This window comes from Mixta mediterraneensis (genome assembly GCF_030283135.1).
GTDB lineage: Bacteria > Pseudomonadota > Gammaproteobacteria > Enterobacterales > Enterobacteriaceae > Pantoea > Pantoea mediterraneensis.
In genome coordinates this window covers 1-18,222 of the sequence record NZ_JASUAZ010000059.1, presented here as the reverse complement: position 1 = coordinate 18,222, position 18,222 = coordinate 1, and the positions used below count along the sequence as shown (strand labels likewise).

The window sequence follows — 18,222 nt, the reverse complement described above, 5'->3', positions numbered from 1 at the left end:
TGTGACAGAATGGCTATCGTCGGTGACAGGCTTTCACATCAACCCGGGGTGCGGTTTGTTTTTTCCTGGGTATCCGGCAACAAATTCTTTCCGAACGGGCTTATCTGCGCACTGGTGCGCATAATGTATATTATGTTAAATTAACGCTCCGCCGCTTATCCGACACTCATATCTCTGCCCCCCGCCTGCCATACTTTTACCGTCAAGATGAAGCTGCCTGGATCCATGCCTGGCCTGCGAGCGAAAACAAGCGCCCTGCGATATAAATGCAGGGCTTGAGGTTTAGCGCTCATAGCCGAAAAGGATATAACCGGGTTCTGGCAAGCAAGCGTTGACTTAAGTGGATGTCTGGACACAACGTGGAATAACCTCGCACTGCATAACAACAATACCAGTACGAAGCTGTTTGCTCCCCTGCTATGATTTATTCAATAAAACCAGCTTTAACGTCCTGTCAAAACCGGCACGTCTCAACGGAACAGGATTCGATGTCAGATCAAATCGCGACTGATAAATTTTATGCAACAATGCGGCCCCTGTATTTTTACCTGTCTCCGTCCTCAGTATTGAAGCCTGAGCCTGACGGCAATCAGAAAGGATCCCTCTCAATGTCAATGACATTAACAAAGGAAAGAAAATGAAAAAACGACTGACCGCAGCCGCAATGGCGTCCATATTACTGCTTCCTGCCGCCACCATGGCTGAAGCACAGACCGGGCGTGCCGTTGCGCCTGAAAACCACAGCGCACCGGCGGTAACGCAGCACCATCAACAGGTAAACACCGGACAACTGTTCACCCTAACGCTGCCAGCAAACCCTTCCACCGGCTATACGTGGATATTGCGCACCCTGCCTTCGCAGGTATCCTTTGTTTCATCTGATTACAGACAATCAGACGAATGTAAATCCGGCATGGCCGGCTGCGATGGCGCGCAGGTTTTTACCTTCAGAGCAGAAAAGGCCGGTCATGGCGTGATTGAACTGATATACAGCCGCCCGTGGGAGCAGGTAAAAAATAAGATATGGATGGAACAGGTTAAAATCACTGATCCGACTAGTCACTAAGCGGGAGTAGTAGACATGCTGTGTCATTCCGGCAATATACGTCAGTAAAGGAATGACACCTATCCCAGCCCTTCGGTTTCGATATTGTTCCGTCCCTGCACGGCTATGTTGAAATCCCTGCCATTAACGCTTCTTACCTTCGCTTCTTCAGCCAGTCGGTGCATATTGAGGGTCGATTTTATGTTAACAGCGGCGTAACCTTAGCAGACAAAATCTAAAACCTGCTTATCGCGCATTATGATCATTCGTCCTTCTCAGCACTGGTTTCGTCGCTTGTTTGTCTGGCACGGCTCCGTGTTATCAAAAATTCTGTTTCGTTTATCCCTTAATATATTGATGCAACGGCCCGCGTAACTGAACGGCCTACTGCCTGGCGCAATTCTGGAAACTCCCCGAATAGATCCTGATTCGCTAACTGATCGTTGATTTGATCGGCAAACTCTTCCAGCACGCTGGCAGGTTTAACGATTTTTAGTTCACGTCCAAATTTTATCAGGCTGTCTCTGTCGGGAAAGAGCCTGGTCTTATTCATTTTCAGCGCCAGTTCTTTATCGTTTGTCGGATAGATTTGCGTATTAACCACATCATAAACTGGCGATAGCTGTGGCACAGGTTCACCCTCTGCTGAATACAACAACGAAAAATTCTTGAGATGTGCGTCGCCATTGCCAACCATGCAGCTAAACAGCACGTAGCGCCAGTAACGTTCAACCTGTGACTGGTCGTGGGTAAACAGACTGACAATTTTCGCCCCGATTTCATACGAACCCGTGTATTTATGATCGGAGGTTTTACCCGCCAGCACACAAAAATCTTCCATTGCCAGTCGCCTGTTACCAGTGATATCAAAGCGCTCCATGATAAAAAGTTCTTTATTGTCTGATAGCCAAAAAGGCGCAACGGGTAAGCCGCAGGCTTTAGCAAGCGACATGCAAATAAATTCATTTTCTGCCAGCCGCGGATATTCTTCATCGCCCGTTTTGGCGATTAAATTAGGATACAAAACGGCTCCCCGGCTTTCGGTGCTAAGCATGACTTTTGGCTGTACACCGGAAATAGACGTTTTGAGAAGATATTTATTGAGTAAATATTCAAATGCGCTTTCTTTATGATCCCATCTCAGCAGTTCTTCCAGCTTTTCAGGCGCAGGCGTCGGCAAATCTATATCGCTCAGGTAAGAAAGCGCCCCAATACCGGTATCTTGCTGGAGTGCAAGAAACAGCATATCGGATACGTTTCCTACATAGCGACGCAGGCGCTCAGCAATATGGTAACGGACGTATCCCTCCGGGATATTCATCTCAAAAATATTAAATAACCGGCTGGCGTTATAACTCATCTTATTATGAGGCAACATGGTCAGCGATACGCGCCGGCTGTCGGAGGCCGGATAGGTAAAATTATAACTGCCGTGTTCATGAATTAATTTGCCAGAATATTCCCCGCCGTTGTAAACCTCGATATGCCGTATCGGGCGTGAAAGCTGTTTCAAATCAATCATCGTCGAACAAAGCCTCAAGTTCATCTAGCTGTGGCAAACCTACTGTCTGTACCGTTAACACTAACTCTATGGCTGTCAGATAAAGCGCAAGGGATTTTAAAGAACCGGTATAAGCGCCATTTTCAATTTCAGAAATCACCGTTCTGTGGATACCAGCGCGCGAAGCCGCAGCCGACTGGGTCCACCCTTTCGCTTTGCGCTTTTCCCGGCATTTTAAGCCGACATCTTTTAATCCAGGCAACATACGCCCTCCTAATGTCACTATATAGTGACAAATAGCACTTTAATGGTGAAATGTCACTATATAGTTACCTTTTATAGTTGTTCGTTGACTAAGGAAAGCGGTGTTATGGATAAATTTTTGTGTGCCTGATAAGACGTTATGGTACGACTGTTTCTGTTGGCATCTGTGGTGGGTTAAGCGATTTGTTTTGTTGTATATTGTGTGTTGTAACTAATTAGCTCCTCTCTTCCCCGCGACATAGCAAAACAGTTAGTTCTATAGTTGTTGAAGATCTTTTGCCATCCACATAAAGAAAAAGAGGTTTTCATGAGTCATCTTTTCTCTAACGCCTGTCTTGGTGAGTTAACACTGAATAACCGAATTGTGATTGCGCCAATGTGCCAGTATTCCGCCGATGCAGGTAAAGCCACGGCCTGGCACCGCATCCACCTTGGACAACTGGCGTTCTCTGGCGCGGGATTAATGATTATCGAAGCGACGGCTGTTGAGGATATTGGCCGCATTTCGCCGCAGGATTTAGGGTTATGGAATGATGATACGGAAGCCGCACTGCGTACAATATTAGAGGATATTCGCCAGTACTCGCCCATTCGTATTGGCATTCAGCTAGGCCACGCCGGGCGTAAAGCCTCTTGTGCGGCGCCGTGGGCAGGAGGTAAACAGTTATCTGAAGATGCGGGAGGATGGCAAACTATTGCGCCCTCTTCACTTGCTTATAGCGAGGAAGAAAATCCGCCGTGTGCCATGAGCAATGACGATCTTCATCGCGTTAAAACAGCCTTTGTCGAAAGCGCTCAGCGGGCCGTTCGCCTGGGCATTGAATTAATTGAGATACATGCGGCGCATGGCTATTTACTGCATCAGTTTCTTTCACCGCTCTCAAATAAGCGTACCGATGAATTTGGCGGTTGTTTAGAAAACAGAATGCGCTTCCCTCTGGAGGTTTTTAAAGCAGTGAGAGAAGCCGTGCCGGATACAATTCCGGTTGGCGTGCGTATTTCCGCCACAGACTGGGTTGACGGCGGCTGGGATGTTACTCAGTCTATTGCTTTCTCGAAGCAGCTTGCGTTACTGAAAAGTGCTTACATCCACGTTTCCAGCGGTGGATTGTCACAACAGCAAAAGATTACGATCAAAGCGGGCTATCAGGTGCCTTTTGCACGCGATATTCGCCAGCAAATTAACATTCCGGTGATTGCGGTGGGACTGATAACTGAACCGCAACAGGCTGAATCACTGTTGCAAAATGGCGAAGCTGATTTAGTCGCGCTGGCACGCGGTATTCTTTATGACCCTCGCTGGCCGTGGCACGCGGCGGCTGAATTACAGAGTAAAGTACAGGTTCCTCCACAGTATCTACGTTCTGAACCACACGGCGTGAAAGGAACGCTTGAATCGAATGATTAATTCGGGATGAAAGATCTGGCGGTTAGTGGGCATACCATTTCCTTACCCCACAGACCGTTAACTCAGCCTAAACTTTGGTAACAGAAACGGCACACGCAATCCGGAAAGGAGAAACCATGTCGAAACAGCAAACACAAAATCATGCCTGGCTTTTGGCTTCACGTCCAACTGGCGAACCCACGAAAGAAAACTTCCGTTTTGTAGAACAGGTCATACCTGAACTCAACGAGGGTGAAGTGTTATTACGCACCGTTTACCTTTCACTTGATCCTTACATGCGCGGACGAATGGATGATGGAGAATCGTATGCCCCGCCGGCTGAGCTGGATAAGCCCATGGTTGGCGGCACGGTTTGTCAGGTTGCAGCGTCAAAACATGCTGATTATCAGCAAGGCGATTGGGTGCTGGGGCAAAGTGGCTGGCAGCAATACGCCGTTTCTGATGGATCGGACCTGGTTAAGTTAGGCAATGATCTGCCCCATCCTTCCTGGGCGCTGGGAATTTTGGGTATGCCCGGTTTCACCGCCTATATGGGATTGATGAATATTGGCCAGCCAAAAGAGGGAGAGACTTTAGTGGTTGCGGCAGCGACCGGCCCGGTAGGCGCAACCGTCGGACAGCTGGGCAAAATGAAAGGATGCCGTGTCGTAGGCGTTGCAGGCGGTGAAGAGAAATGCCGCTATGCCATCGAGACGCTGGGCTTTGATGCCTGTGTCGATCACCACAGCAGCGATTTCGCCGGGCAACTTGCAGCAGCGTGTTCGGCTGGCATCGATATTTATTATGAAAATGTGGGTGGCAAAGTATTCGATGCCGTGTTCCCCCTATTGAATACGGCTGCCCGCGTTCCGGTCTGCGGGCTGGTTTCCGGCTACAGTTCTCGCGATCTGCCTGACGGACCGGACAGAACGCCGATGATTATGGCGGCCATTCTGAAACGCCGCATCCGTGTCCAGGGTTTTATCATTTTTCAGGATTATGGTGATCGGTATCCAGAATTTTTGTCGGCGATGAAGCCGCTGATTGAGGATAAAAAAATACATTATCGCGAACACGTGATTGAAGGACTGGAAAACGCGCCGCAAGCCTTTATTGATATGCTGAACGGAAAAAACTTCGGTAAAACAGTAATAAAGGTTCCGGAATAAGGTCATGAAACCGAAAGGCAGGAACAGGAGAGCGCACGAGGGGGCTACCAGGGGGAAACACCTGGGATCTTTATAGTCCTGTCGGGTTTCGCCACCACTGATTTGAGCATCAGATTTCGTGATACCCGTTAAGGGGGCGAGCCTCTGCTTTCAGGGGCGGCCAGCTGTACCACACTGATGTGTTCTCCCTTTCAGGTTGCAGGAGTGTTTTTTGGTGCCGTTGAGCATCAGCGGATTACGGTAGACATCTTCACCAATTCTCACCAGCGAGCCGGTGATGTTTGTACCACGAGAGCGACGCCACAATGCTGTTAGAAGGGCTTAAGCCTTTGATCAGCTTTTTATTGTTGCGAAACAGCGAGGCGCAATCCTTATAAAAGCAGAACGCAACCAGCGGCATCGAGAGAAATACCAGCGCGGCATGCACCGTATGCAACGGCATGACGGCCATCACCTGACGATACCAGGCGACATTTAAAAACAGCGCAATATAAGCAGAAAACAGCAAAATAAAGGCAAGGCGATTGAGCGTCGGCCTTTTTAACAGCGTCAGGCGCATAACAACAATCCGATCGATCACAGGGATAGTCAGCTTGTCAGAGCAAATTTAGGAAAACCTTAAGAAGCTTAAAACGCGTGAACAGCGGAATGACACCGGTAACCCGTCGTGAAATGCCTAAGCAAGTCAGTGCTCAGCGCTGGCTTATGCTGAAAAACCTCGGCACACCTCGACGATTACGCTGAAATCAGCGGTAAGTGCTGCGTATGGGTAGGCTGTTATCGCCTTTCGGTTTACTGTTGCGGCCATAATTTGCTGGCCCAAACAGACAAACAGAGGCGACAACATGGACGTTGAAATTATCATTTGGCTGATAACAGTGATTACCGCGTTATCGGTGGGCAGTTTTATTAATGTTCTGGTTTATCGGTTGCCACAATTCCTGTCTGAACCGCACTCTGTATTAGCGCTTTGTCGGCCTCGATCGCATTGCCCTGACTGTAAAACACCGTTGCGCTGGCGCGATAACATTCCTTTAGTGAGTTGGTTGATACCAGGCGGCAAATGCTTTTACTGCCAAAGCGCAATTAGCCTACGCTATCCGGTAACAGAAGCTATAACGGCAGCCATAAGTTTCTTCCTCGCCTGGCTGCTCCCCCCCGTTCCTGAACTGCTATGCGCGCTGTTGCTGTGCTGGCTGTTATTGGCTTTAGCCTTCATTGATATTGAGCATCAGCTGTTGCCGGATGCATTAACGTTTCTCCTGCTCTGGTCAGGCTTATTACTGCATGTTTTTGCGGTATTACCAGGAAACCTGGCGGATGCGGTGTCTGGCGCAGCAATCGGTTATAGCACGCTGTGGCTGTTGGCAACCGGTTATCGTGGCTTGCGAGGTCACGAGGGTCTGGGGATGGGAGATGCTAAGCTGCTGGCTGCGCTCGGCGCCTGGCTTGGCTGGCAAATGCTTCCTGCGTTACTGATCATTGCGGCCGGTGGCGGGTTGTTCTTGCTTCTCCTGACTAAATTATGTTTCAACCATGATCTACATCGAACCATTCCCTTTGGTCCCTGGATCTCACTGGCGGGTTTTTACCTGTATGTCAAACAATTAGTCTAAAACTGATTAAGTTACGCCCAGCGGTAAATAGCCGTAGTAAAGGCTTTGATGCTTGCACAGGGAAATAGCGATAAAAGAGAGGGAAAAGGTTAAGCGTAAAGGCGGTGAATAATCGATATATTAAGCGGCTGAGCGTCCAGAGTGAACGCTCAGCCTTTCAGGTTATTTCAGGCGGTATGCCATAACGCTGTCACCCTCTTCGGTGCCAAGCGAACCATGACCTCCCGCTGCAATGACCACATATTGCTTACCATCTTTACCCATAAAGGTAGAAGGCGTAGCTTGTGCGCCAGCACTCAGCTCGGTTTGCCATAGCAATTTGCCGGTGTTGCTGTCGTAAGCGCGGAAGAAATTATCTGCCGTTGCGCCGTGGAACACTACATCACCTGCGGTTACCAGCGGACCACCGTGTGCCACCATGCCCATCGGGAAACCGATTGGGAAATTGCCCGGCAGGAAGCTGATCTTAAGGTTTTTAGTCGTACCTACACGACGTAACCATTCGGTTTTGCCAGTTTTCAGGTCAACGCCGACCATACGCCCCCAGGGCGGTGCGATACACGGGATACCCAGTCCAGAAGCCAGCTGCTGGATGTGGATCGCGTAATCACCATGGAAGTTTTCGTTCCAGTACGGCTGACCATCTTTGGTAAAGGTGCGTTTGGTTGCGGTTTGCGGTGTACGCTTAATAAGGGTGTATTTATAGGCCAGACGAACCGGTGCAGCAATCAACACCTGTCGTTCTGGATCAATCGCCACGGAACCCCAGTTAAATACACCATTGTTACCAGGGAAAATCAGCGAACCTTTTTCGGTAGAAGGCGTCCACGGATTGCCATCATAACGCAGCTGACGGAAAGTCGTGCGGCAGCTCATCTGATCAAATGGCGAGATACCCCACATTGATTTTTCGGTTAACGGTTGTGGAATAAAGTTCAGGCTGGAAACCGGCTGGGTTGCCGCGAACTTCTCACCATCCACTCCGCCTTCAGTTGATACTTTCACCTGTTCAACAGGATAAACTGGCTTACCGGTCAAACGGTTAAGTACAAACAGATTCCCTGTCTTAGTCGGCAGGATCACTGCAGGTTCAGCTTTGCCCTGATAATTGATGTCTACCAGCGATGGCTGAGAAGGGTTATCGCGATCCCACAGGTCATTATTCGAACTTTGATAACGCCATTTGAGTGCACCCGTTTTCAGATCCAGCGCCACCAGCGCATCACGGAATTTCTCGGTATTGCTGTTGGCATCACGCTCAATGCCAAGCTCATCCGGCGAGGCGTTACCAAACGGCACGTAAACCAGCCCATTTTTCAGATCCGCGCTCAGCGTACCCCATGCAACAGGCGTATCCTGAGGATAGGTTGCATCGGCAGCAATCGGTGCGGTGTTGTCTGGGTTAGCCGGATCGAAATTCCATACCAGATGCCCTGTAATCACGTCGTAGGCGCGAATCACCCCTGACGGGTTACCGGCATTGAAGCCGTTGTCCATGACTGAACCGCCGACGATCACCAGATTACCGGCTACCAGCGGAGCTGCCGTTTGCATTAGCGCATGTGTACGTAATTCACCCATGTTGGCATGCAGATCCACTTCACCGTTTTGGCCAAAATCCGCGCAACGTTTGCCAGTATCAGCATCAAGGGCAATCAGATGAGCATTCGTGGTGGCCTGAAGGATACGCTTACGACACATCGCTGGCTGCGCAGCGCTATTATCCGCTGCTGCACTGCTGTCCTGATAGTAGCTCACGCCACGGCAGGTTTGATGCTGCTGAAGATAAGAGTGATCATTATCGGGTGCCGTTTTCCATTTAACCGCGCCCGTTTCAGGATCGAGGGCATGCACCTCATTATGGGCCGTACAGAAATACAACATGCCGTTAGCTTTCAGCGGCGTCGCTTCAAACGTGTACTCGGTCGCATCATCATTCTGACGCAAATCGCCCGTGTGATAACTCCAGGCCAGTTCCAGGTTTTTAACGTTGTCTTTAGTAATCTGATTCAGTGATGAGAAGCGCAAGCCATTGGTTGAACCCCCATAAGCGCTCCAGTCATTACCCGCTCCGGTGGTTGCAGAAGGTGCACGTTCATTGCTGATCGTACCCTCTTGTGGCAACGGATCGTAGAAGCACAGGCCGACCACCAACGCAATCATGATAATTACCGTACTTCCCAACAGTGGATGGAAACGGCGCTGTCCCTGATACAGAGGACGCACAACAAACGGTAAAGCCAGCCAGACGCCAATTACGCCAAACAGATCACCGCGTGGGATCCACTGCCACTTATCAAAACCGACTTCCCAAATAATCCAGAACAGTGTAATCCACATCAGCAGCGCATAAAACGTTAAAGCGCTGCGTTTATTCAGGAACAGTAAAATTGCGGTAATTAATAAACCTGCCGCCATCAGCGCATAGTATGCGCTACCTCCCAGCAGCAGGAGTTCTCCTCTCATGTATAACATCACGACCGCAACTATCGCAATGATTATACTGGTAATTTTGCTAAGCATTAATTTTCCTTAAGCTAATACGGGTAATAAATGCCAAATAAACATACATAAATTCAACGCGATTTTAACCACTATAAGCTAAGCGTAAAAACCAGATAATTTGTAAGTGTTTAGGTAAGCTTATTGATTTAAAAAGGCGGGTACGAGCATTGACGGGCAGCCAAGGCTTTTTAACAGGTATTTTATGTGAAATTTATCACGTAAAATTAAACAATTCGTTAAATAGTTAGCACAATTTGTAAAAATAGTAGTTTAATGACGTAACTCATTCATACTATTATTAATGTAAATATCCTTGAAGTAACAAAAAAACGTAAAGAATTGGCGTTTCACTCTGTGAGATTATTCTTAATTCCTGTTTTGGATAATTATTTTCCCTCTTTTAGCTTAGCCATTTTATAATTATTAAATTGTTTATTTTCAATAAGTTAAACAAAAATAAAATCTTAAGTAACTTTTTAAATTTTTAGATCTTACTTATTACATGCTTCGTTTGCTTAAAAGTTTCGCCAAAGAAGCATTAATTAATCGCTCTGTTTTTCCTGAGAAAATCGCTTTAAGATATTCCGTAGCTTGGAAATATTCTGCAATGTGATATAGATCATATTAACGCTCTCCTGAGGCCCTTCTGTTTTTATGCTTCTTTAAAGCTTAAAAACTGCTACCTAACAGGCAGGTAAATTATGCCCATGCTTTATTCAATTTATCGGAAGTTTCGCTTCCCGGTTAAGTTTCTTCACGCTGCCATTAAATATCCGGGGACGCAACGTAAAGTAAAAAAACTTTCCGTCATTTCGATTGAAGAAACAATTAATCGATTATTACAAGACGAAAAGCTTTCGCTGGCACGTTATGGCGATGGCGAACTCGAAATGACTTACTATAAAAACATCGGTTTTCAACCATTTGATGAACGCCTGTCAGCCAGGTTAAAAGCCCTGTTGCAGAGCGATCCGCAAGCGAATCCTCGCTGTCTGCTATGTCTGCCAGATGCCTTTCGTAGCACCCGTAACATGCGATTTGGCTCAGCATTATTTTGGTTCTTTCATAAATCTTTTTTCTTTTCGCGTTATGAAAGTCTGTTGAATAAAACCTATCAATATGGCAACACCTCCGTTACACGGCCGTACCACGATTATAAAACGAAAAATTTATCACACACTATTTTCGATAAATTCAAGTTACTGTTTAAAGACCGAAAAATATTAATTGTAGAAGGCAGTGGAACCCGATTAGGTTTAGGTAATGATTTATTAGCTGGCGCTAAAGTAATTAAACGTATTACTACGCTTAACCATAATGCTTTTTCCGTTTATGACCGGCTCTATGCATCGGTTTTAGCCAGTGCCCACGAATTCGACGTGGTACTGATCTCTTTAGGACCCACTGCCACGGTGCTGGCTTACGATCTCAGTCAGCAGGGTATCCGCTGTATTGATAGCGGACATATGGACATTGAATACGAATGGATGCTGGCATCCGCTACCAACAAAATGAAAGTCGAAGGCAAAAATGTTAATGAAGTCGGTGTGCTGCTAAGTGAACAAAATACGGTGCAGGATAGCGGATATCAGCAGCAGATTTTGTGTCATATCGGCGAAGCCGCAGAAGCAACTGAAGCAGTAGCCGTGCCAATCTCACAACCTTTACCTTCCGCTCATGGCACAGCCGCCTGATGAGAGTTCTTTCTCCCCTTGCTAAGCCGCAGCATTAACGCGACTATTCCATGCCGCAAGCAGTTTCAACCACAGGCAGGTTTGAAATTGCTTGCTTCTTCTTTTGCAGGCTGGCTCGTTTTTGGTTACGGCCAGCGCATTGATCGCCTTGATCACAAAAATAAAAATAGCGTGACGGAGATAAAAACCGTTAAGGCTTTTACACAGAGATTTCGCTTAAATTTCGGCAAAACAAGGGCGATTGACCAACGTTTTTTTCTGCATTAATCACTAAGCTGAAATGTCAGTTAGTGTAAATAACGCAGAAGGCCGACCTTATTATGACAACTAACGATATTTTGATTAAAAACGCTCACGTCATTGATCCCGCCAGAGAGATAAATTCTCAACAGTCTATTCGCATTATTGATGATGTTATTGCCGCATCAGATTTACCCATCAGTGAACATACGGAAATCATTGATGCCAGAGGAAGCTATGCCTTTCCCGGATTGATCGATTATCACGCTCACGTCTTTTATGGTGGCAGCCATAGCAGCGTACCGCCGGATCTCGCCTGCCTGCCTTTTGGCGTCACTACGGTTGTTGATGCAGGTTCAGCAGGCAGCGCGAATGTAGAAAGTTTCCTGCGTGACCAGATTCCGCGCAGCCTGGTTCGTATCAAATGTTTTGTCACCGCCTGCCCCGGCGGCCAGCTCTGGCAGAAGGAAGATTACGATCCTGATTATTTTGATCTTCCACGTCTGCGACAGTTGTTCCTTCGCTATCCTGATACCCTGCTCGGTCTGAAACTCAAAGAAGAGCGCGCTGTGGTGGATATGTTGGGCGCCCGCCCTTTGCTGAAAGCCATTGAAATGGCAGAAACGCTAAATTGTCGTGTTGCGGTGCATATGACCGATCCGGTGCTGCCAACGGAGCAACTACTTGAAGCGTTTCGAGACGGCGATGTATTCGCGCATTGTTATCACGGTAAGGGTGACACATTACTGGATAGCCGCGGCAAGGTGAAAGCCGCCGCCCACGCTGCCCGTAAGCGCGGCGTAATATTTGACTGCGCCCATGGTCGCAATAATTTTTCTCAGCGCGTGGCACAACAGGCAATTGAGGATGACTTCCTGCCGGACATCATCAGCAGCGACTTATCGCTGCTGACACTGAATCGTGCGCCCGTGTTTGGCTTGCCGTGGGTAATGTCAAAGTTTCTCGCGATGGGCATGGCGCTGGACCGCGTTGTAGCCTGTTGTACCCAACGCCCAGCGCAATTACTCGGCATGTCCGACCATATTGGTTCGCTCGCGCCAGGCCACTGTGCCGATGTCGCCTTATTCAAACTCGAACAGCGATCGGTGACCTTTACTGACGTACATCAGCATGCCTTTACAGGCAAGCAGCTGCTGGTCCCGCAATTGACATTCAAGTCCGGCGTACCGCTTTGGCGCAGCCTGGCAGTTTAACCGTGAGGACACATGAAAAATTCTCCCTGGTTACGCATCGGCGGCACGCTGATGCTTGGCATGTTTATCTCCTATATTGATCGCACCAACCTTTCCGTTACCTTAAAAGAAGTGGCGCAGGAGCTGGGTTTCGCAGGAGCCGATTTTGCAACGACTTCCAGCCTGGTCCTGACAGCATTTTTACTGGGTTATATCATCGCCAATATTTGCGGCGGTATCTTTACTACCCGCTTCGATCCCAAAAAAATTGCTATCGCGATGATGGCGCTATGGTCTGCTGCCACGCTGGCAACGGGCATGGTGCATGCCGTTGCGTTGCTGGTGATTTGCCGCTTTGTTCTGGGCATTGCAGAAGGCATCTACTGGCCACAGCAGTCACGATTCGTCCGCTTATGGTTCGCCCCTTCTGAGCTGACGCGGGCTAACAGCGTGATCCACTATTACGGACAATTTCTTGCGCTGGGGCTGGGCTTTATCATCCTGACTCCGCTGCATGAGATGATCGGCTGGCGCAATCTGTTCTTCCTGTGCGGCGGTATTGGTCTGCTGGTGATGGTGCCGCTTTATGCTCGCGTGCTGCTCAATACGCGCGATGCACCCACACAGCAGCAGAAAGTGGCTCCCAGCCGTGTGCATCTGACCAAAGAAGATTTTGGCGGCTGGTCTTTTGTTCTGCTGATTGTCACTTATCTGACGCAAGGGATGCTGTTTTGGGGCATTACTTTATGGATCCCGATGGCAACTCGTTCGCTGGGCTTTACTGGCTGGGATCAGGCCATTGCCAGCGCGTTGCCCTATTTGCTGGCGGTGGTTCTGGCCATTCCTATGTCATGGATCAGCGATAAAACCGGCAAGCGGGTGGTTATTGCTTCGCTTGGGCTGCTAATACCAGGTGCATTGCTGTTGCTGCTGCCGTTAATTGCCAGTCCGATGTTAAAAATGACGTTGATAACCCTGGCCATGGGGTATTACGCCAGCAGCTTTACGCCGAACATCTGGTCGATAATTCAGTCTGGTGTGCAGCCGCAAGCAGTCGGTGCGGCGGCTGGGATTGTTAATGGTCTCGGCGCAGGCGGTGGCGGTACGCTGGCTGGCTTTATAGTGGCGATACTTTATGCCCGAACCGGCAATTATATGTCGGGTTTCAGCCTACTCGGTGCGCTTGTCATCCTCGGTGGAGCCTCGCTGCTACTGTTCGGCTGGTGGCGTCATCGCCATCCCATGCCACAAGCCATACCTGCTCCACAGAATTAAATTATTCCGGGAAATTAACCAGATGAAAAAGGCGGAGTGGTTAGCTCCGCCTTGTTTCAAGTTCCGGTTAGTATGCCTTACCGGTCAGTTGCATAAGGGCAACGATGATCTGCAAAATGATTCGGATAATATCCAAAATCAGCCTTGTCAGTTCCATCACTTTCCTTCTCCTTTTACAGGAGCGCGCTGTTCGGCTACCGAGGCTTTGACTTTACCCGCCGGGCGCCTAAGCATATCGTGTGAAGAGAGCTGAGCGGCACCCATGGTTAAAGCCACAGGCCAGCACCACCTGATGCCTGCCGGGATTTAAAAACCGTGCCCCTGGAAGCGGCCAGTCAACAATGAGGCTGAACTCACCCCTCAACACCTGTATAACCATACAGCATTTTGGCCAAACTTGAAATATTTCACCGCACTATTTAGAATCCCTTTTGTGGAGAGTGCTGAGCACCTCGTTCGGAATACGGTTACCAGCCGGGTGACGAACAAAAAAAGGATTTGGCTTAGGCCAAATCCTTTTTTATTACCCTGCGTTTAGCTACTCTGCCGAGCTAATACGCCACACGCTATTTCCTGCATCATCGGCAATTAAGACACCGCCCTGCTTATCTACGGCTAAACCGACCGGTAATCCGCGCACCTGTTTTTGATTGTCAGTCAGAAAACCTGTCACCACGGGCTGCGGCTGCCCCACCGGCTGACCATTTTCAAATTTTACCCAAACCACCTGATAACCGTTTAGCGGCTTACGGTTCCAGCTGCCATGTTCACTGATGAACGCACCACCCCGGTACTGCGGCATATTGTCACTGCTATAGAATGTCAGGCCAAGCGGCGCCACGTGTGAGCTGAGCGCATAATCCGGTTTGATGGCTTTCTCTACCAAATCTGGACGCTGCGGCTCTACGCGTTTATCAATGTGCTGCCCATAATAGCTGTATGGCCAGCCGTAAAATCCTTTCTCCTGCACCGCCGTCATATAATCGGGTACTAAATCCGAGCCGATTTCATCGCGTTCATTGACAATGGCCCATAGCCTGCCGCTTTGTGGTTCCCACTGTAAACCGGTAGGATTGCGCAATCCGCTGGCGTAAATGCGGCTGGCACCGCTGGCGGCATCAACTTCCAGGATCGCCGCGCGACGATATTCCGCACCGATGCCGTTTTCAGTAATATTGCTATTGGATCCGATGCCAACGTACAACTTGCTACCGTCAGGGCTGGCCAGCAGCGATTTAGTCCAGTGATGATTAATCGGTCCGCCAGGTAACTCGGTAACTTCTGTTGGCGGGGTGCGAATCTCTGTTTCGCCTTCGGTATAAGGGAATTTTACCAGACTGTCGGCGTTCGCAACATATAATGTATTACCAATCAACTGCATACCGAACGGCGAAAACAGGTTTTCAATAAAACGATGCTTTTCCCACTTGCCGTTTACGTTGCGCAGTAGCGTAATACTGTTGCCTCCGGCACCACCTTTACCGGAGGAATTTTTAATCACGCCGGTAATCAACTCTTTGGGTCGAGCCGTTGCATTCGGCGGCCCGTTTGATTCTGCTACCAGCACATCGCCATTGGGCAGGACATAAACCTGGCGCGGATGCTGAAGTTTTTCCGCTATTTTCTCAATTTTCAGCCCGTTCGCCACCTTCGGCATTTCACCCGCCTTCCACGGCACGCCTTCTGGCACCTGCATGGGCGGCATAACGAAATTTTGCGCCTGGGGTAATTCAGGATTCGGCCCGGTTTGTTTTTGCGGATCGATCAACGCACCGTCATCACAGCCCACCAGCAAAGCAATCAGCGTCGCCGCGAGTAAAGATTTATGCTGTCTTTTCATCTCTGCTCCTCCTTAAGCCGTGCGTTGACGTAACGCGAGTTGAACATTCGCCAATAGCAACAGCGCCACTACCAGCGTCGAAAGGATAACCCCCATTGGCACTACCGCATACGCATCACGGCTATGAATAAAGGCATTCAGAATGGCAATAATGATGGCTAATAAAGAGAGCCAAAAATGGCTTTTTTCTGGTGCGCTGCTGGCGCGAAACAGATAAACAAGGCTGATTAAACGCGGCAGAATAGCCAGCACCAGTCCGAAGGCAATTAACCAGCTGGCGGCATCCTTCCACATGATCTCAAAGCCTCTCATGTAGATTATATCGAACAGCCAGGCAGCAACAAAAAAGCCCAGCGGCAGCGGTTCAAGTAGAGCATAAAGCGTAACGGCGAACGCCGACCTTTCCGAGGTAGTGCGCATTTTCCTCTCCCTATTCTGTGAGTAAATCCGTAGAAAGCGGTACGTCGCTGCCCCAGCAACCGCCTCCTCGCTTGTAAAATATTAGTAAATATGACGAGAAATGACGGGCTAATTCGGCAAGCAAGGGAAATTAAACAGGGGTATCCGTACTGTCGCATGCAATGAAATTATTTAAATATTGGCATCTTCCCCGCCCTGAAGAACGGGGTATTACGGCGCGCCTGATAAGAAGGGATTAGCTCCGGGAAGTAAAAGCCTTAAGCTCACGCGCATCGTGACTACAAAACATAGTAACTTCATGGCTGTGTTGCAGCGAAAGCTCCCGTAAACGCTGTTGATTGGTGCGCCAGGCCTGCGCATCGCTACGCATCATCCATTGATAGAAACGTAAACCGGGTGTGCAATGACGGGTTTCCTGATGCATTTCACCACGATAAAACCATGCGTCTCCGCCATGTAGCATCCACCCTTGTCCATAACGGATCGCCACACCCGCATGGCCCAAAGTATGGCCTGGCAACGGTATCAGCAGAATATCATCACTTAAATCATCTATCGCTCGCACTGCATCAAACCCAAACCAGCGCTCACCGCCATCAGGATAACCACGCCAGCCATCATGGCTGCCCCACTGTTGGGGACGATACCGTTGACGGCGTAACCAGCCTTGCGAATCGGTAGCGGTTTGCAGTTCCCGCTGTAACAGATGAATGCGCGCCTGTGGGAAATCCGTGATGCCGCCGGCATGGTCAAAATCGAGATGAGTCAGAATGATATGGCGAACGTCATCAGGTTTGAAACCTAAATCAACTATCTGCTGCCATGCGCTTAAGCGCTTATCGTAGCGGATATTGTTCATTGCGCGAAAGAAGCCCGAAAGACGTTCGGCGGGCCGTTGCATATCCTGCAAACCCATTCCGGTATCGACCAGAATTAAGCCGTGCGTATCGGTTTCAAGCAGCAGGCAATGACAAACCAGATGGGCAAAAGGAGATGCACTGAAGCCATCATATAGCGCGCCACCGACCGGGCACATACATCCACAATTTAAATGATGAACGCGCATTTTTTACTCCTTAAAATTGACGGGCCAGTAAACGCAGAAACGTTCACTGATTACTTCTGCTCTTTTGGCGTGCCCTGGCCCAGATCGGTGCCGGTTAAGGGGTTAATCGTCGGATCGGACTGGGTACGGATGGCCATGTTCTCAACGCAGGTGTTTTGTTCTTCAGATAGCGTGACTTTCGACATGCCGTCGCCACCATCCACCGCAGGTTGCGGATCCGCGACATACTCGAAGTTTTCATCTGAGTTCCAGCTTCCCCGAACTTCGCCGCCTTCAGACATGTTGTAATAGGTGTGGGCGTACTGTTCAATCGGTGGCAATTTTCCTGGTGGGAAATTATCCCGGATTGAATACAGCGCTTTTTCGAAGGAGATCTGGTGCGCCACTTCGCGTGTCATCAGGAAGCCTAAAGCATCTTTTACGCCGGGATCGTCGGTGACGTTGATCAGGCGTTCGTAGATAATTTTCGCACGCGCCTCAGCAGCAATGTTTGAACGTAAATCTGCCGTCACTTCACCAATAGTATCAATGTAGCCTGCCGTCCAGGGCGCACCCGCCGAATTCGTTAACGCCGGCCCACCGCCGTACAGCAATGACGTGGTGTGACTGCCGTTGCCGCCATTGGTCAGGGAACGATACAGTTCACCTTCCTCTTCCACGCCTTCAGCCAGTTCACCCTTTGCGCCTTTGTTAAGCATACCCACCAGGCTGCCAATAATTTCCAGGTGGCTTAACTCTTCTGTAGCAATATCCAACAGCATGTCTTTACGCCCTGGATCCTCATCGCCTAACCCTTGGGTGAAATAACGACATGCTGCCGCTAACTCACCCTGCGGCCCGCCAAACTGCTCCAGCAGCAGGTTTGCCAGCCCCGGATTCGGCTGGGGAATCCCCAGAAATGTGCGGGTGAAAAAAGACAGGCATAGAGTTATGTGATCTACTGATTGTGCCAACAATTCAATGAGATCACCTCTATGCCTGCCCATCAAGTATGCCAGAAATTTTTC

Annotated in this window: 15 protein-coding genes and 2 pseudogenes; 9 read left to right on the top strand and 8 right to left on the bottom strand. The window is 49.1% G+C overall.

The genetic code is table 11. From position 1 onward, the window contains the following. Window positions 1-637 precede the first annotated feature (637 nt). Together QRY16_RS20005 and QRY16_RS20000 are read left to right on the top strand one after the other, a co-directional pair. Complete coding sequence (locus tag QRY16_RS20005) at window positions 638-1,066, top strand: protease inhibitor I42 family protein (RefSeq protein WP_289777801.1); 429 nt, start codon at window positions 638-640, stop codon at window positions 1,064-1,066. Between the two features lie 237 nt (window positions 1,067-1,303). Next, window positions 1,304-1,405 (top strand): annotated as a pseudogene (locus QRY16_RS20000) (hypothetical protein); the annotation flags it as partial. Here the strand turns inward: QRY16_RS20000 and QRY16_RS19995 are convergent. Further along, window positions 1,392-2,567: a type II toxin-antitoxin system HipA family toxin gene (locus tag QRY16_RS19995; protein ID WP_289777800.1), complete on the bottom strand. Its 1,176-nt coding sequence runs from the start codon at window positions 2,565-2,567 to the stop codon at window positions 1,392-1,394. The pseudogene QRY16_RS20000 and the gene QRY16_RS19995 overlap by 14 nt on opposite strands. Beyond that, window positions 2,560-2,811: a helix-turn-helix domain-containing protein gene (locus QRY16_RS19990; RefSeq protein WP_289777799.1), complete on the bottom strand. Its 252-nt coding sequence runs from the start codon at window positions 2,809-2,811 to the stop codon at window positions 2,560-2,562. Before QRY16_RS19990 ends, QRY16_RS19995 begins: the two co-directional genes overlap by 8 nt. Window positions 2,812-3,117: 306 nt before the next feature. Here QRY16_RS19990 and QRY16_RS19985 point away from each other — a divergent pair, with 306 nt between their 5' ends. Both QRY16_RS19985 and QRY16_RS19980 read left to right on the top strand, forming a co-directional pair. Next, entirely contained in the window at window positions 3,118-4,218 is a 1,101-nt protein-coding gene (locus QRY16_RS19985) for an NADH:flavin oxidoreductase/NADH oxidase (RefSeq protein WP_289777798.1), read from the top strand. A 116-nt stretch (window positions 4,219-4,334) separates the two neighbouring features. Next, window positions 4,335-5,366, top strand: coding sequence for an NADPH-dependent curcumin/dihydrocurcumin reductase (locus QRY16_RS19980; protein WP_289777797.1), 1,032 nt, complete (start codon window positions 4,335-4,337; stop codon window positions 5,364-5,366). Between the two features lie 204 nt (window positions 5,367-5,570). Here QRY16_RS19980 and QRY16_RS19975 read toward each other — a convergent pair. After that, a pseudogene (locus QRY16_RS19975) lies at window positions 5,571-5,925 on the bottom strand (phosphoethanolamine transferase domain-containing protein); the annotation flags it as partial. A 286-nt stretch (window positions 5,926-6,211) separates the two neighbouring features. On the opposite strand from QRY16_RS19975, the gene QRY16_RS19970 reads away from it, so the two are divergent. Continuing rightward, window positions 6,212-6,982: a prepilin peptidase gene (locus QRY16_RS19970; RefSeq protein WP_289777796.1), complete on the top strand. Its 771-nt coding sequence runs from the start codon at window positions 6,212-6,214 to the stop codon at window positions 6,980-6,982. Between the two features lie 162 nt (window positions 6,983-7,144). Here the strand turns inward: QRY16_RS19970 and QRY16_RS19965 are convergent, their stop codons facing one another. Further along, a complete protein-coding gene (locus tag QRY16_RS19965) occupies window positions 7,145-9,505 on the bottom strand; it encodes a membrane-bound PQQ-dependent dehydrogenase, glucose/quinate/shikimate family (protein WP_289777795.1) in 2,361 nt (786 codons plus the stop codon). A gap of 683 nt (window positions 9,506-10,188) precedes the next feature. On the opposite strand from QRY16_RS19965, the gene QRY16_RS19960 reads away from it, so the two are divergent. From QRY16_RS19960 to QRY16_RS19945, 4 genes are all read left to right on the top strand, one after another. Beyond that, window positions 10,189-11,181 (top strand): GT-D fold domain-containing glycosyltransferase, encoded by a 993-nt coding sequence (locus QRY16_RS19960; RefSeq protein ID WP_289777794.1) that lies wholly within the window; start codon window positions 10,189-10,191, stop codon window positions 11,179-11,181. A gap of 87 nt (window positions 11,182-11,268) precedes the next feature. After that, entirely contained in the window at window positions 11,269-11,448 is a 180-nt protein-coding gene (locus tag QRY16_RS19955; protein WP_289777793.1) for a hypothetical protein, read from the top strand. Window positions 11,449-11,501: 53 nt separating this feature from the next. Beyond that, a complete protein-coding gene (locus tag QRY16_RS19950) occupies window positions 11,502-12,635 on the top strand; it encodes a metallo-dependent hydrolase (RefSeq protein WP_289777792.1) in 1,134 nt (377 codons plus the stop codon). Between the two features lie 12 nt (window positions 12,636-12,647). Further along, on the top strand, window positions 12,648-13,889 hold the full coding sequence (locus tag QRY16_RS19945) for an MFS transporter (RefSeq protein WP_289777791.1): 1,242 nt from the start codon (window positions 12,648-12,650) through the stop codon (window positions 13,887-13,889). A gap of 538 nt (window positions 13,890-14,427) precedes the next feature. Here the strand turns inward: QRY16_RS19945 and QRY16_RS19940 are convergent. From QRY16_RS19940 to QRY16_RS19925, 4 genes are all read right to left on the bottom strand, one after another. Further along, window positions 14,428-15,729 carry a PQQ-dependent sugar dehydrogenase gene (locus QRY16_RS19940; protein WP_289777790.1) on the bottom strand — a complete coding sequence of 434 codons (1,302 nt, stop codon included), beginning with the start codon at window positions 15,727-15,729 and terminating at the stop codon, window positions 14,428-14,430. 12 nt (window positions 15,730-15,741) lie between these two features. Beyond that, window positions 15,742-16,149: a DUF2231 domain-containing protein gene (locus QRY16_RS19935; protein WP_289777789.1), complete on the bottom strand. Its 408-nt coding sequence runs from the start codon at window positions 16,147-16,149 to the stop codon at window positions 15,742-15,744. Between the two features lie 235 nt (window positions 16,150-16,384). Continuing rightward, window positions 16,385-17,215 carry an MBL fold metallo-hydrolase gene (locus QRY16_RS19930; protein WP_289777788.1) on the bottom strand — a complete coding sequence of 277 codons (831 nt, stop codon included), beginning with the start codon at window positions 17,213-17,215 and terminating at the stop codon, window positions 16,385-16,387. Between the two features lie 50 nt (window positions 17,216-17,265). Further along, complete coding sequence (locus QRY16_RS19925; protein WP_289777802.1) at window positions 17,266-18,135, bottom strand: manganese catalase family protein; 870 nt, start codon at window positions 18,133-18,135, stop codon at window positions 17,266-17,268. Window positions 18,136-18,222: the final 87 nt, after the last annotated feature.